The sequence below is a fragment of the Streptomyces sp. NPDC025638 genome (genome assembly GCF_055558775.1).
The window spans coordinates 341,097-354,403 of record NZ_JBVHLX010000004.1 but is presented as its reverse complement, the minus strand read 5'-3'; the positions used below and the strand labels follow the sequence as shown (position 1 = coordinate 354,403).

General features: G+C 72.8%; 10 protein-coding genes. All 10 read left to right on the top strand.

Annotated elements, in window-relative coordinates; translation table 11 throughout:
* Window positions 1-13 precede the first annotated feature (13 nt).
* Genes ACZ4EG_RS12640 through ACZ4EG_RS12595 form a run of 10 tightly spaced genes read left to right on the top strand, consistent with a single transcriptional unit; the run spans window position 14 to window position 13,267 of the window.
* On the top strand, window positions 14-721 hold the full coding sequence (locus ACZ4EG_RS12640; protein WP_467790631.1) for a hypothetical protein: 708 nt from the start codon (window positions 14-16) through the stop codon (window positions 719-721).
* Window positions 718-1,404 (top strand): hypothetical protein, encoded by a 687-nt coding sequence (locus ACZ4EG_RS12635; RefSeq protein WP_453550838.1) that lies wholly within the window; start codon window positions 718-720, stop codon window positions 1,402-1,404. Before ACZ4EG_RS12640 ends, ACZ4EG_RS12635 begins: the two co-directional genes overlap by 4 nt.
* A 9-nt stretch (window positions 1,405-1,413) precedes the next feature.
* Window positions 1,414-1,776, top strand: coding sequence for a hypothetical protein (locus ACZ4EG_RS12630; protein ID WP_467790630.1), 363 nt, complete (start codon window positions 1,414-1,416; stop codon window positions 1,774-1,776).
* Window positions 1,769-2,908 (top strand): hypothetical protein, encoded by a 1,140-nt coding sequence (locus tag ACZ4EG_RS12625; protein ID WP_453550834.1) that lies wholly within the window; start codon window positions 1,769-1,771, stop codon window positions 2,906-2,908. The genes ACZ4EG_RS12630 and ACZ4EG_RS12625 overlap by 8 nt, the downstream gene beginning before the upstream one ends.
* A 36-nt stretch (window positions 2,909-2,944) precedes the next feature.
* Window positions 2,945-3,481: a phage baseplate assembly protein V gene (locus tag ACZ4EG_RS12620; RefSeq protein ID WP_453550831.1), complete on the top strand. Its 537-nt coding sequence runs from the start codon at window positions 2,945-2,947 to the stop codon at window positions 3,479-3,481.
* 16 nt (window positions 3,482-3,497) lie between these two features.
* Window positions 3,498-3,833, top strand: coding sequence for a hypothetical protein (locus tag ACZ4EG_RS12615; protein WP_390710518.1), 336 nt, complete (start codon window positions 3,498-3,500; stop codon window positions 3,831-3,833).
* Between the two features lie 5 nt (window positions 3,834-3,838).
* Window positions 3,839-4,222 (top strand): GPW/gp25 family protein, encoded by a 384-nt coding sequence (locus ACZ4EG_RS12610; RefSeq protein WP_467790629.1) that lies wholly within the window; start codon window positions 3,839-3,841, stop codon window positions 4,220-4,222.
* Window positions 4,219-7,317 (top strand): putative baseplate assembly protein, encoded by a 3,099-nt coding sequence (locus ACZ4EG_RS12605; RefSeq protein WP_467790628.1) that lies wholly within the window; start codon window positions 4,219-4,221, stop codon window positions 7,315-7,317. Before ACZ4EG_RS12610 ends, ACZ4EG_RS12605 begins: the two co-directional genes overlap by 4 nt.
* Window positions 7,314-11,090 (top strand): putative baseplate assembly protein, encoded by a 3,777-nt coding sequence (locus ACZ4EG_RS12600; protein ID WP_467790627.1) that lies wholly within the window; start codon window positions 7,314-7,316, stop codon window positions 11,088-11,090. Before ACZ4EG_RS12605 ends, ACZ4EG_RS12600 begins: the two co-directional genes overlap by 4 nt.
* A complete protein-coding gene (locus ACZ4EG_RS12595; protein WP_467790626.1) occupies window positions 11,090-13,267 on the top strand; it encodes a hypothetical protein in 2,178 nt (725 codons plus the stop codon). The genes ACZ4EG_RS12600 and ACZ4EG_RS12595 overlap by 1 nt, the downstream gene beginning before the upstream one ends.
* Window positions 13,268-13,307: the final 40 nt, after the last annotated feature.

Here is a 13,307-nt window from a genome sequence, read left to right as displayed (position 1 = left end):
CCCGGAGAACGATGTGCCCGAACTGACCGACCAGGAGGGGCGTTTCCTGAACCTCCTCGATGAACTGAACGACGCGCCTGGTTTGGACGTCCTTTTCGAAGAGAGGGGGCGCATCGCCGAGTACATCGGCGATGCCGACGAGGCCTTCGAACTGATCGCCGAGGAGAGGGGAGTCCTCCTGGATTCCTCGCTGCGTCGCAGTTATCTTCGGTTCGCAGGACTGTCCAGTCACTGGGCCGTCGAACGGCCCGGCCTGTACCTGACCGGAGAATTTTCCCTGCGGCACATTGCCGCGGCAATGCTTATGCCAGGCGTGGAACCTGCCGTCGACGAGCCGTCCGAGCAGGAGAGTCTGCTCTGCACCGAACTGCGACCTTTCGACGAACACCCCAGAGGGGGCGGTGGCACCCTTGCCGCCTTGCGTGTCCCGCCAGGGACGACGGTTCCCGAGGTCTGGTACTACCAGGCCACACGGGGGATCTTCCGCATGGACATCGGATACCCGGAATACCTGGACGCCTTGCTCGTCACCAAAGGGGCCTACGGATGGCAATACCTCTTCACAGAGGTCGCGCTCGACGATATCGACTTCCAGGGTGCCGCAGAGAACATCCACCACATGCTGCAGGTGTTCCCGGAAATCTTCCCTGAACACGACTACACGCCTTTCGCGAGGCGACTCGCGGAGCGCCTGGGCAAAGAAGGTGGAGACACGGCATGACCCGCTACGCCGACATCCCCAAACCCATCCGCTCCGGCCTGGTCGTCGTCGCCCCCGACACCGGCACCCCCCAGCGGATCATCGTCCTCCAGTTCAACCCCGACACCCTGGAGCGCAGCATCGCGCCCCAGTCCGCCGGGGACAGCGGTGACGGTGGTGCTGGTGGAACCGGTAGCGGGGACCGCAACGAGGCCCTCCGTCTGAAGGGCCCCGCCCAGGAGACCTGGAAGTTCACCGCCGAGATCGACGCCACCGATCAGCTGGAGATCGCCGCGCCCGACGGGATCCACCCGCAACTCGCCACCCTCGAAATGCTCGTGCAGCCGACCACCGCGCAACTGCGGGCCGCGAGCAAGCTGACGCAGAAGGGGACCATCGAGATCAGCCCGATCGAGATGCCGCTGACGCTGTTCACGTGGGGGAGCAAGCGGGTCATGCCTGTCCGGCTCACCGAACTCTCCGTCAACGAGTCCGCCTTCGACGTGAACCTCAATCCGATACGGGCCTCGCTGAGCATCGGTATGAAGATCCTCACCGTCAGCGACCTGCCCGCAGGGCACCGCGGTGCCGACCTGTACATGGCCCACCTCGCGCAGAAGGAGCGGCTCGCCGCCGCCGCGCGGGGCGGCAGCCTGGGTGCCCTCGGGCTCGGGGGCACCGATCTCGTGACCGGAAGGGGCTGACCCGAAGCCATGGCCGACATCGAGCCGTACGAGAGCGCCCTGGACGCGATACCGGGCGCCCATCCCTATCCGCGCACCAGCCGTTACCACGACGCCGAGATCGGCGTGCACCGGATGGCCGACGGCACCGAAGTCCGGTACGCCAAGCGGCGGTTGCTCCCTCCGCTCGACGAGGAGACCGAGCCGCACGTCGTCGGGGCAGGGGAGCGGCCCGATCTGCTCGGGCAGCGCTTCCTCGGCGCCCCCGGGCAGTGGTGGCGGATCGCCGACGCCAATCCCGTCCTCGATCCACGGGAGTTGACCGACGAGGCGGGGCGCGTCATCGGCATTCCGCTCGCCGGCGGCTTCCCGCGCGGAGAGCGGCGTGTCTGAACAGCCCGTGGGGCAGGGCCCCGTCCACATCCAGCTCCTCATGGGGCCGACCCTGGCCCGACCGGTCCCCGTCGAGGTCGCCGAGGCGCTGCTGTCCGCCCAGATCACCGCCACCGCCGGTGAACGCAGCGGCTTTCAGCTCGCCTTCGACCTCACCAAGAACGGGATGGTCAACCAGCGGCTGCTGCCCGAGGGGTTCTTCGACCCGAAGACCCGCGTCATCGTCACCGTCAGCGTCCGTGGCACCCCCGAGGTGCTCTTCGACGGACTGATCGTGCGTCAGGAGGTCGGCGCCAGCAACCGCCCCGGCCACTCCACGCTCACCGTCACCGGCGAGGACCTCACGCTGCTGATGGACCTGGAGGAGCGCACCGCCCGCTACCCCAATCTGCCGCCCTCCGAGCGCGTCCTCGCCATCCTGCGCCGCTACTCCGACTACGGCGTCCGGCCCGATGTCTACACCGAGAAGGTGGCCCAGCCCCCGCACCAGGACCTGCGCGTCCACTACCAGACCGGCACCGACCTGCAGTACGTCACCGAGCTGGCGCGGGCCAACGGCTACACCTTCTATCTGGAGCCCGGACCCAACCCCGGCCAGTCCTCGGCCCGTTGGGGCCCCGAGGTCCGGCTGGGCCTCAGGCAGCACGCGCTCAACGTCAACATGGACGCCAACTCCACCGTGGACCAGCTGACGTTCGCCTACGACGGCACCGCGCGGGAGGAGCCGCAGGCGCGCTGGCAGGACCCGGGGACCCGGCAGGCCACCCTGCTGCCGCAGCCGCCCATCAGCCCCCTGCGGCCGCCCCTGGGCAGGCGGCCCACCCCGGCCCTCAAGCGCAAGACGCTGTCCGGCACCGCCAAACAGCAGCGCGAGCAGGCCGAGGCCGAACTCCTCGCCAGGGCCGCGGTCTCCGCCGACGTCGTCTCGGGCTCCGGCTCCCTCGACGTCAACCGGCACGGCTACATCCTCCAGCCGCGCCAGCTCGTCGGCGTGCGCGGCGCCGGACGGGCGTACGACGGCGACTACTACGTCAAGTCCGTCACCCACAACCTGCGCCCGGGCTCGTTCCAGCAGAACTTCACCCTCTCGCGCGAGGGACTGGAAGCGCGCAGCGACTACGTCCGGCCCTAAGACGACCAACGACCCACTCATCAGGAGCAGTTCAGCATGGCGGCACCCAACAATCGCTACCTCGGCAAGTTCCGCGGCCGGGTCGTGAGCAATGACGACCCGCTGCGGATCGGCCGCATTACCGTCGAGGTCCCGGACGTCCTCGGCGACGAGGCGTCCACCTGGGCACTGCCCTGTCTGCCGTTCACCGGGCCCGAGGCGGGCCAGTTCGTGGTGCCGCCGCCCGGTGCGGGTGTGTGGGTGGAGTTCGAGCAGGGGGATCCCAGCTTCCCCGTGTGGACCGGGTGCTGGTACGGCGACGCCGGCGAGCTGCCGCCCGACGCGCGCCGCGAGCTCCAGGCGAACGCGCCGAGCAAGCCCGTGGTCGTCCAGACCCCGCAGGCCCACAAGATCGTCATGAGCGACACCGCCGGAGCCGAGCAGGGGATCCTCCTCCAGGCACAGGGCGGCGCCTACATCCGTATCACCAAAGAGGCCGTGGTCATCGCCAGCGGCGGGGGCGCCGAGGTCATCGTTCGCGGCGGCGAAGTGACCATCAACCAGGGCCAGTTGACCGTGCACTCCAAGCGATAGACAACGGGGGAAGAAGTTGTCCGGAAGTCTGCTGGACGCGGGCGCCGTGATCGGCTGCCCGCACGGCGGCCGCGTCATGCCCGCCACCACACCCACCGGCGGCACACGCATCGCGGGCGCGGCCGTCGCCACGGCCGCCCACGCCTATGTCGTCACCGGCTGCCCGCACATCGTCGACAGGGTGCCCTCGCCGTGCGTCTCGGTCCGCTGGACCGCCGACGACGTCGGCGTCACGGCCGACGGCGCGGCCGTGCTGCTCGACACCTCCGCGGCCCAGTGCTTCACCGCGGCCTTCGTCCCGCAGGGGCCGCCCGTCGTCCAGGCCGCGCAGCGAAAGGTCACCGTCCGATGAGGCCGATGAGTCAACGAACCCGACCGCGTACCGACATCGGGTTCCCCTTCCACGCCGACCGCCGGGGCCGCACCGCGCACGCCGGCCCCGCCGAGCACGTCCACGACCTGATCGAGCAACTGCTCTTCACCAGCCCCGGCGAGCGCGTGATGCGCCCCGACTTCGGCTGCGGACTGCTCGACCTGGTCTTCGCACCCAACAGCCCCGAGCTGATCAGCACCCTCGAACTCTCCGTCCAGGCCTCGCTGCAGCGCTGGCTCGGCGACCTCGTCGAGGTCGTGGCCCTCGACATCGAGGGCGGCGACGACGTCGTACGCGTGCATCTGTCCTATGTCGTACGCGCCACCGGCGCCGTCCGCGAGGACGTCTTCGAGGGGAGGGCGGCATGAGCGCGGTCACCACCCGGCGCGCCAAGGTGCGCGCCGCCCAGCTCAACGGCGTCGACGCCGTCGAGGTGAGCGACGACGGGCTGCTGCTCACGGTCACCTTCCTGGGCAAGGCTCCGCACGGCCTGGGGCCCGAGAACGTCCGCATCGACGGCGGGCGCCGGATCACCGGCATCACCGCGGTCGACGTCAGCGTCGAGCGCGAGGAGGACCCGGAGCTCGACGACCGGCTCTACGTCACCCTCGACAGGTCCGGCGACACCTCCCGCTACCGGCTGTCGCTGGTGGAGCCCGACCCGTACGGGCGGCCCGGCACCGAGCCGTTCCGCGGCTTCGACCAGCGCTACCACAGCGCGGAGTTCGCCTTCCGGCCCGACTGCCCGACCCCCTTCGACTGCACGGACGACCACGAGCCGGAGCCCGCCTTCCCGGCCACCCCGGTCGTCGACTACACGGCCCGCGACTACGACACCATCCGCAAGCTGCTGCTGGACCGGCTCGCGCTCACCACCCCCGACTGGGTCGAGCGCAACCCCGCCGACCTGGGCGTGACCCTCGTGGAGCTGCTCGCCCACACCGGCGACCAGATCAGCTACCAGCAGGACGCGGTCGCCACCGAGGCCTACCTCGACACCGCGCGCCGCCGGGTCTCCGTACGCCGGCACGTCCGGCTCATCGACTACGCGATGCACGACGGCTGCAACTCCCGCGCGTACGTCACCGTGCAGACCGCCGCCGACCACACCCTGGCGCCCGGCACCTTCCGCTTCGCCTCCGTCGACGTGCGCCGCCTCGATCCGCACGACCTTCCCGAGCCCGGCACCGTCATCGACGAGAACGACCTCGGCGACCTGGACGAGCGCGGCTCGGTGGAGGTCTTCGAACCGGTCGTCACCGCCGACCCGCTGGAGCTCAGGGTCGCGCACAACGCCATCCGGCTGTGGAACTGGGGCGGTGAGGTGTGCGCCCTGCCGAAGGGCGCCACCGCGGCCACCCTGCGCGACGAGTGGGTGGACCAGGAGACCTGCCGGGACCGCCGACTGGCCCTCCAGCCGGGCGACGTCCTGGTCCTGGAGGAGGTGAAGGGCCCGCGCACCGGCACCCCCGGCGACGCCGACCCCACCCACCGTCAGGCCGTGCGCCTGACCTCCGTCACACCCGGACTGGACCGCATCGAGGACCAGCCCGTCCTGGAGGTCACCTGGGCCGCCGAGGACGCCCTGCGCTTCCCGCTCTGCCTCACCACCCGCGGCGGACGCGACTGCCTGCCCGTCGAGGACGTGACCGTGGCCCGCGGCAACGCCGTCCTCGTGGACCACGGCCGCTCCGGACTCCACGAGACGGTCACCGTGCCGCCGGTACCCGCCGTCGTGGCCCCCTGCGACCCGCCGGACTTCGGCTGCCCCGACCGTACGGAGGGCAACGCGCCCGCCCGGCTCATCCACTCGCTCACGGACCGGGCGGAGCGCGGCGAGGCCCTGGCCCCCGACGACGTCCGCGAGCTGTTCGAGGTCGTGGGGGAGAGCGCCACCATGCGCGCCGGAATCGGCCTGGAACGGGCCGGGCAGCGGCACGAGCGGGTCGTGCCCGGTACGGCGTACGCGCAGGCCGCCGCGCTGCGGACCCTGCTCGCGCAGTCCGTGTACCCGGGCATCGCACCCCGCTTCCGCCCGGTCCTCGGCCGTGCGCCCGTCACCCAGGCCGTGCCGTTCCCCGACCCGGCCACGGTCGCCGCCGGGCAGGCGGAGCGGATCGCGGGCATCCCGGGCCGGGTCAGGCAGCGGCTAGTCGAACTGTGGCGCAGCGCCCGCGACCGCGACGGACTCGGGGAACAGGAGATCGACGAACTCGCCGTGATCTACGGCCTGAAGGTGCTGGAGCGATTGGAACTCCGCCGCCATCCGGTCCGCGCGCTGCGTGAACTCCTGCATCGCAGCGACCAGTTGCTCGACGCCAAGCTGCGCCGCGCCGAGATCCTCGCCGCACGGGCCCAGGCCGGCACGGTCCTCGACGGACACATCGCCTGGGAGATCGCCCACAGTTGGGGCCCGGCGTACGCCGCCGGACTCCACCCCGACGAGACGGTGCTGCGCGGCTCCGCGACCGGCGCCCTCGCCCAGGATCCACGCCGCGCCCTGCCCGCCGTACGACTGCACGACACCGACGCCAACTGGGAACCGCACCGCGACCTGCTCGGCAGCGCGCCCCGCGATCGGCACTTCGTCGGCGAGACGGAGGACGACGGCCGCCTCGCCCTGCGCTTCGGCGACGGACGCCACGGCGCGCGGCCGACGCCCGGGGCCAGGCTGTCCGTGCGCTACCGGCTCGGGGGCGGCAGCGCGGGCAACGTCGGCGCGGAGGCCATCAACCATCTGGTCGTCGAGGGCGACTGCGAATCGCCCGCCGCCACCGTCCGCAACCCGCTGCCCGCCACCGGCGGCACCGAGCCCGAACCCGTCGACCAGGTACGCCAGTCGGCCCCGCTCGACCTGCGCCGCACCCGGCTGCGCGCGGTCACCGCCGAGGACTACGCCGCCCTCGCCTCCGCCCTTCCCGGGGTGCAGCGGGCCGCCGCGGAGCTCCGCTGGACCGGCAGCGTCCAGGAGGCGCACATCGCCGTGGACGCGCTCGGCACCGGCGCCCCGACCGAGCGGCTGCTCGCCTCGGTGGCCCAGGCCCTGGAGTCGTACCGGCGCATCGGCCACGACCTGGTGGTCGGCCCCGCCCGGCTGGTGCCGCTCGACATCGCGCTCACCGTGTGCGCCCGGCCCGGCCACCAGCACGGGCAGATCCTGGCCGAGCTGTACCGCGTGCTCGGCAGCGGCCGGCTGCCGGGCGGACGCCTGGGCTTCTTCCACCCGGACGCGCTGACCTTCGGCGAGCCGGTCCGGCTCAGCCGCCTGGTCGCCGTCGCCGCGGCCGTCCCCGGTGTGGAGAGCGTCCAGGTCACGCGGCTGCGACGGCAGTTCGACGAGGACCGAGGAGAAAGGGAGGACGGCGTGCTGCGGCTCGGCCCGCTGGAGATCGCCACCTGCGACAACGACCCGGACCGGCCGGAGAACGGACGGCTCGCGATTTCCCTGGGAGGTGACCGATGACCGCCGTGTGCTCCTGCGGCGGCGCGTGCGGCGGGCACGACGAACGCCTCGCCCCCGCCCCGCTCCACAACCCGCCCGGCCGCACCGCCCTCGACTACCGCGTCGGCGAGTACGGCTCCTTCCTCGCCGCGCTCCTCGACCGGCTCGCCTCACCCGCCTACCCGGCCCTCGACGGGCTGACCGTGCGCACCCCCGACGACCCGGCGATCGGCCTGCTCGACGCCACCGCCGTCCTCGGGGACCTGCTCACCTTCCACTCCGAGCGGATCGCCGACGAGGCCTACATCCGCACCGCCAACGAGCACCGCTCGCTGGTGCTCCTCGGCCGGCTCGTCGGCCACCGCCCGCGACCCGGCGTGGCGGCCGGCACCCATCTCGCCTACACCCTCGAACGCGATCCGCGCGCCGAGGCCATGCCGGTGCTGATCCCGCGCGGGGCACGCAGCCACAGCGTGCCCGCCTCCGCCGACGAGCAGTCCCTGACCTTCGAGACCGGCCGGGACCTCACCGCCCGCTGGGACTGGAACGAGCTGAAGGTGCGGCGCCGCCGCCCCTCCCTGATCACCCCCGACGACCTCGACCGCCGCTCGCAGCTGTTCGTCGAGGGCACGGCGAACTCCCTGCAGACCGGCGACCAGTTGCTCTTCGTCTTCGGTGAACAGGCGGGCGGCGAGCGCAAGCTGCTGCCCGTGGCGAACGTCCGGATCGACCGCGAGGAAGAGATCACCGCGATCTCCCTGCCCAAGTCGGCCCCGCCCACGCTGAAGGAACTCGTCGACGAGGTACGGCGCTGGACCGCGGAACCGGTGGACCCGGGCGAGCCGGGCGACGAGCCCCCCACCCCCGAGGTCCCCAACCCGCGGCCGGTCAGCCGGCTGATCGAGGACTTCGACGACCAGGTCCTCGCCCCGCTGCGGGCCGACCTGGACGGCATCAAGACCCCCGGCGGCCTCGCGGCCCGCCTCGCGGACCCCGTCGCCCGCCTGGGCGAGGCCCAGGTGCTCGCCGAGCCGTACGAGGACGTGGCGGCGTGGTTCGAGCAGTTGGAGGCGGTGCTGGCGGAACTGGCCGAGCGGGCAGGGGAGTTGGCGCCCGCGCAGCCCGCCGATGCCGCCACTCCCGACGCCTCGTCCGGGGCGGGCGGCGCCGACGCGCGGCAGGGAACGGCCAGCGACCCCCGCCACGCCGCCCTCCAGACCCTGAGCAGGATTCTTCCCGCCCTGCGCTCCAGCGCCCCCGCACCCCGGGGAGGCGGCCGCCCCCACCGTCCCGGCACCGACACCGCCCGTCTCCTCGCCGCCCTCGACCCGGGGCTCGGCAGCCTCTACCCGGCCTGGCGCACGGCCGCCGCCCCGGGCACCCCGCAGTTGCTGCGGGAACTGCTCGCGATGCGCGTCACCGCGGCCCCCTTCGGCGCCACCGCCCCGCTCAAGCCCGTCCAGGACGTGAACGGCCGGGTCATCCGCACCGCGGACTGGCCGCTGACGGGCGCGGTGCTGGCGAGCATGCGCGTGGTGTACGACACCGCGGGCAAGGTGCCGGTCCGGGCGGAGTTCCAGTACGTCGAGGGCAGCAGCTCCGACCAGCGCGCCGAGAACCTGCCCGTCACCCAGCAGCTCACCTTCCCGCTCGGCCCCGGCCAGGTCGACCTGTCGACCCGCGCCGCCCAGGACCGCGAGCTGAGCCGGCTCAACCGTCGCCCGGCCGTCGCCGAGGAGCCCGGCGTCACCGCCCGCCTTCACTCCGGCCTGCCCGAACGCACCCTGTTCGTGTCCCGGCCGGAGGACGACGGCACGGTCCACGTGGGCATCCACAATGGCACGCCGCAGGAGTTCACCCTGCGCCCCGGGGTGCCCGTGCAGGTCACCCACGGCGCGTACGAGGTGACCCTCAGGTACACCGTGGGCAGCACCGAGCCCAACGTCGAGATCGTCATCGCGAGCAAGCCGGAGCCGGTCAACCGCCGTGTCCTCCAGCTGGACAGCGTGCACGACGGCATCACGGTCGGCAGCTGGGTGGCCGTCCAGCGCCCGGCCAAGGGAGCCGCCGTACCCGGCGACGCCAAGCTGGCCTTCGTCACCACACAGGTCGTGGCGGCGCGCACCGCGGCGTACTCCAACTACGGCATCACCGGCCGCGGCACCGAACTCACGCTCGCCGACCCCTGGCTGGACGAGTTCGACGTCCTGCTCTCCCACATCCGCGACACCACGGTGCACGCGGCGGGCGAGCCGCTCCGCCCCGCCGACGAGCCGCTCGGCGAGGACGTGCACGGCAACGAGATCGAACTCGCCGAGCTGTACGACGGGTTGCGCCCCGGCCGCGCTCTCATCGTGAGCGGCGAGCGCGCCGACATCCCGGGCGCGACCGGTGTCACGGCCACCGAGGTGGTCACGCTCGCCGCCGCCGACCCGGCCGTCGATCCACGGCTGCCCGGCGACCACGTCCACACCCGGCTGACCCTCACCGCCGACCTCGTGCACCGCTATCGCCGCGCGAGTGTCCGGATCCTCGGCAACGTCGTCGAGGCCACCCACGGCGAGAGCCGCGAGGAGGCCATCGGCAGCGGGGACTCCGACCGTGTCAACCAGACCTTCGCGCTCTGGCAGTCCCCGCTGACCTGGCTCGCCGCGGACAATCCGCTCGGCGCCACACCCGTCCTGGAGGTGCGTGTCGACGGGGTGCTGTGGCACGAGGCCGACAGCCTCGCCGGGCGCGGCCCGACCGAGCGGGTGTACATCACGGGCACCGCGTCCGACGGCCGGACCACCGTGACCTTCGGCGACGGCGTGCACGGCGCCCGCCTGCCCAGCGGCCACGAGAACGTCCGCGCCCGCTACCGCTTCGGCACCGGCCGGGCCGCCAACGTCCCGGCCGACCGGATCACCCAGCCCCTCACCCGGCCGCTCGGTGTCACCGCGGTCACCAACCCCCGCCCGGCCACGGGCGGCGCGGACGCGGACGGGCCGGGCCTCACCCGCCGCACCGTCCCGCTCGCCGTCTCCGCCCTGGACCGGCTGGTCTCCCCGGTGGACTACGAGGACTTCGCCCGCTCACGGGCGGGCATCGGCCGGGCCGCGGCCCGCGAGCTGTTCGACGGACGCCGGCGCGTGCTGCACGTGACGGTCGCGGGCACCGACGACGTCCCGATCGCCGACGACTCCGACGTGCTGCGCGCCCTGCGCGGGGCGCTGACGGAGTACGGAGACCCGAACCTCCCGGTCCGCGTGGACGTACGCGAACTCGTTCTGCTGCTGATCGCCGCCAAGGTGAAGGTCGCCCCGGACCACTCCTGGGAGATCGTCGAACCGCGGCTGCGCCAGGCCCTGGTGCGGCGACTCGGCTACGAGGGCCGGGAGCTGGGGCAGCCCGCCCGGCTCTCCGAGCTGCTGGCCACGGGGCACTCCGTGCCCGGCGTCGACTACGTGGACGTCGACGTCTTCACCGGAGTCCCCGCCTCCGCCGGCCCGGAGGAGCTCACCGCGCTGCTCACCGGACCCGGTACACCCGGGCCGTCCGTACCGGCGCACCCGGCGACGTACGAGGAGAGGACCCACACCGTCCGCGACGAGCACGGCGAGACCCTGTCGTCCGTCTGCGCCCGCTACGGCATCCCGCTCGCCGAACTCCTGCGCCTCAACCCCGACATCACCGACACCCGGCCCTTGGCGAAGGGCCGGACGGTGTTCGTCTTCCGCGGCATCCGCCCCGCCCAACTCGCTCTGCTGTCGGCACGGGCCGCGGACACCCTGATTCTCACGGAGGTCAAGTGATGGCCGCGCATTCGGCGGATGTCCAGTTGGAGACGCCGGCCCCGGTGACGCCCCGGGAGCCCGACGGGCTCGCCGAGCTGCTGCCCCGCTGGCACCGGCTGCGCGACGCCGAGGAGGGCGAGCCGCTGCGCGCCCTGCTCGCCGTGATCGCCGAGCAGCTCGACCGGGTCCGCGACGGGGTCCAGCAGGGCTACGAGGATCTGTTCGTGGAGACCGCGGCCCCCTGGGTGCTGCCGTACCTCGGCGACCTCGTCGGCTATCGCACCCTGCCGGGCTACGAACGCGTCCTCACCACCGGTCTGCACGTCGGCGGCCGGGACGCCCTGGCCGAGGCCATCGCCCCGCGCGCGGACGTGGCCGCCACCGTCGCCCACCGCCGCCGCAAGGGCACCCTCCATCTGCTGGAGGAACTCGCCGAGCAGGTGGCCGAGTGGCCCGCCCGCGCGGTCGAGCTGTCCCGGCACGTGGCCCACACCCAGCCGGTGAAGCTGTACGGCACCGGCCGGCGAGGGGAGCGCGGCCGCCTCCTCGACCTGCGGGACGGCGCGGGACTCGCCCTCGCGGGCGGCCCGTTCGACGAGGCCGCCAGGACCGTCGACGTACGCCGTGCCGACTCGTCCCGGAGGCAGGGCGGTTGGACCCCCGCCGGGGTCGGGCTCTTCGTCTGGCGGCTGAAGTCCCACTCCCTCACCTCGTCCCCGGCCTACTGCATCGACCGCGCCCGCAACCTCTACACCTTCTCCATCCTCGGCAACGACACCCCCCTGGTCACCAAGCCGGTCCCGGAACCCTCACCGGCCCACATCGCCGCCGTCGACAACGTCCCGGCGTTCATCACCCGCCGCCTGCTGCACGACCGGCTCGCCGACTACTACGGCCCGGGCAAGAGCCTCGTCATCCGGCGCGACGGCGAGGACCGGCCGGTACCGCCGTCCGACATCGTGGTCGCGGACCTCTCCGACTGGCGCTACCGGCCCAAGCGCGGCCAGATCGTCGTCGACCCGGAGCTGGGCCGGATCGCGTTCGGGTCGCGGTCGGCGCCCCGGCAGGGCGTGTGGGTGGACTATCACCACGCGTCCGTCGCCGACATGGGCGGCGGCGAGTACGAGCGGGCGGACCGCGAGCCCCGGCCCGACGCCGACTTCTACCGCGTCGGCCCGGAACAGCCGTACCGCAGGATCATGGACGCCTACCGGGCCTGGCAGGACGAGCGCAGCCCGGACCGTACCGGCATCATCGAGATCACGCACAGCGGCGCCTACCAGGAGCAGCTGGACTTCGACCTCGATCCGGGCGACCGGCTGGAACTGCGGGCGGCCGAGGGCACCCGGCCGGTGATCCGGCTGCTCGACTGGTACAGCAACCGCCCCGACGCCCTCAACATCCGTGCGGTGTCCGACGACTGTGCCCCGCACGAGCGGCCCCGCCTCGTCCTCGACGGGCTGCTGGTCGCCGGGCGCGGCATCAACGTCACCGGTCCGATGGGCGCCGTCGTGGTCCTGCACTCCACGCTGGTGCCGGGCTGGTCGCTGGAGCCCGAGTGCGCGCCGCACTCACCCGACGAGCCCAGCATCGTCCTGGAACGCACCACCGCCTGCCTCCAGATCGAGCACAGCATCCTCGGCACCATCGAGGTCATCGGCGACGAGGTCTCGGAGGACCCCCTCGACATCCATCTGCGCGACAGCGTCCTGGACGCCACAGGCCACGACCGCGAGGCCCTCTCCGCCCCGGACTGCCGCCACGCCCACGCCGTGCTCCATCTGCACCGGACGACGGTGATCGGCGAGATCCACACGCACGCCGTACGGATCGCCGAGAACTCGGTCCTCACCGGCAGGCTGCACGTGGCCCGGCGCGGCATCGGCTGCCTGCGGTACTCGTACGTCCCGCCCGGCTCACGCACGCCGCGCCGCTACCGCTGCCAGCCGGACCTCGCCGGACCCGAACAGGCCGCGCACGTACGGCCCTTGTTCGCCTCCGAACGCTATGGGACGCCCTGGTACGGGCAGTTGGCGGACCGGTGCGCCGAGGAGATCCGGCGCGGCGCGGACGACGGCGCCGAGCTCGGCGCCTTCCACGACCTGTACCGGCCGCAGCGCGAGGACGGTCTGCGGGCCCGGCTCGCCGAGTACACGCCCGCGGGCACCGACGCCGGGATCTTCTTCGTGACGTGAGCCGAGCCGCACCTCCTACGCCTGATCCGAGACATCCCGA

Coding starts and splice junctions, on each gene's coding strand:
- ACZ4EG_RS12635 (WP_453550838.1), top strand. CDS start 718: ATGACCCGCTACGCCGACATCCCCAAACCCATCCGCTCCGGCCTGGTC.
- ACZ4EG_RS12630 (WP_467790630.1), top strand. CDS start 1,414: ATGGCCGACATCGAGCCGTACGAGAGCGCCCTGGACGCGATACCGGGC.
- ACZ4EG_RS12620 (WP_453550831.1), top strand. CDS start 2,945: ATGGCGGCACCCAACAATCGCTACCTCGGCAAGTTCCGCGGCCGGGTC.
- ACZ4EG_RS12610 (WP_467790629.1), top strand. CDS start 3,839: ATGAGTCAACGAACCCGACCGCGTACCGACATCGGGTTCCCCTTCCAC.
- ACZ4EG_RS12605 (WP_467790628.1), top strand. CDS start 4,219: ATGAGCGCGGTCACCACCCGGCGCGCCAAGGTGCGCGCCGCCCAGCTC.
- ACZ4EG_RS12600 (WP_467790627.1), top strand. CDS start 7,314: ATGACCGCCGTGTGCTCCTGCGGCGGCGCGTGCGGCGGGCACGACGAA.
- ACZ4EG_RS12595 (WP_467790626.1), top strand. CDS start 11,090: ATGGCCGCGCATTCGGCGGATGTCCAGTTGGAGACGCCGGCCCCGGTG.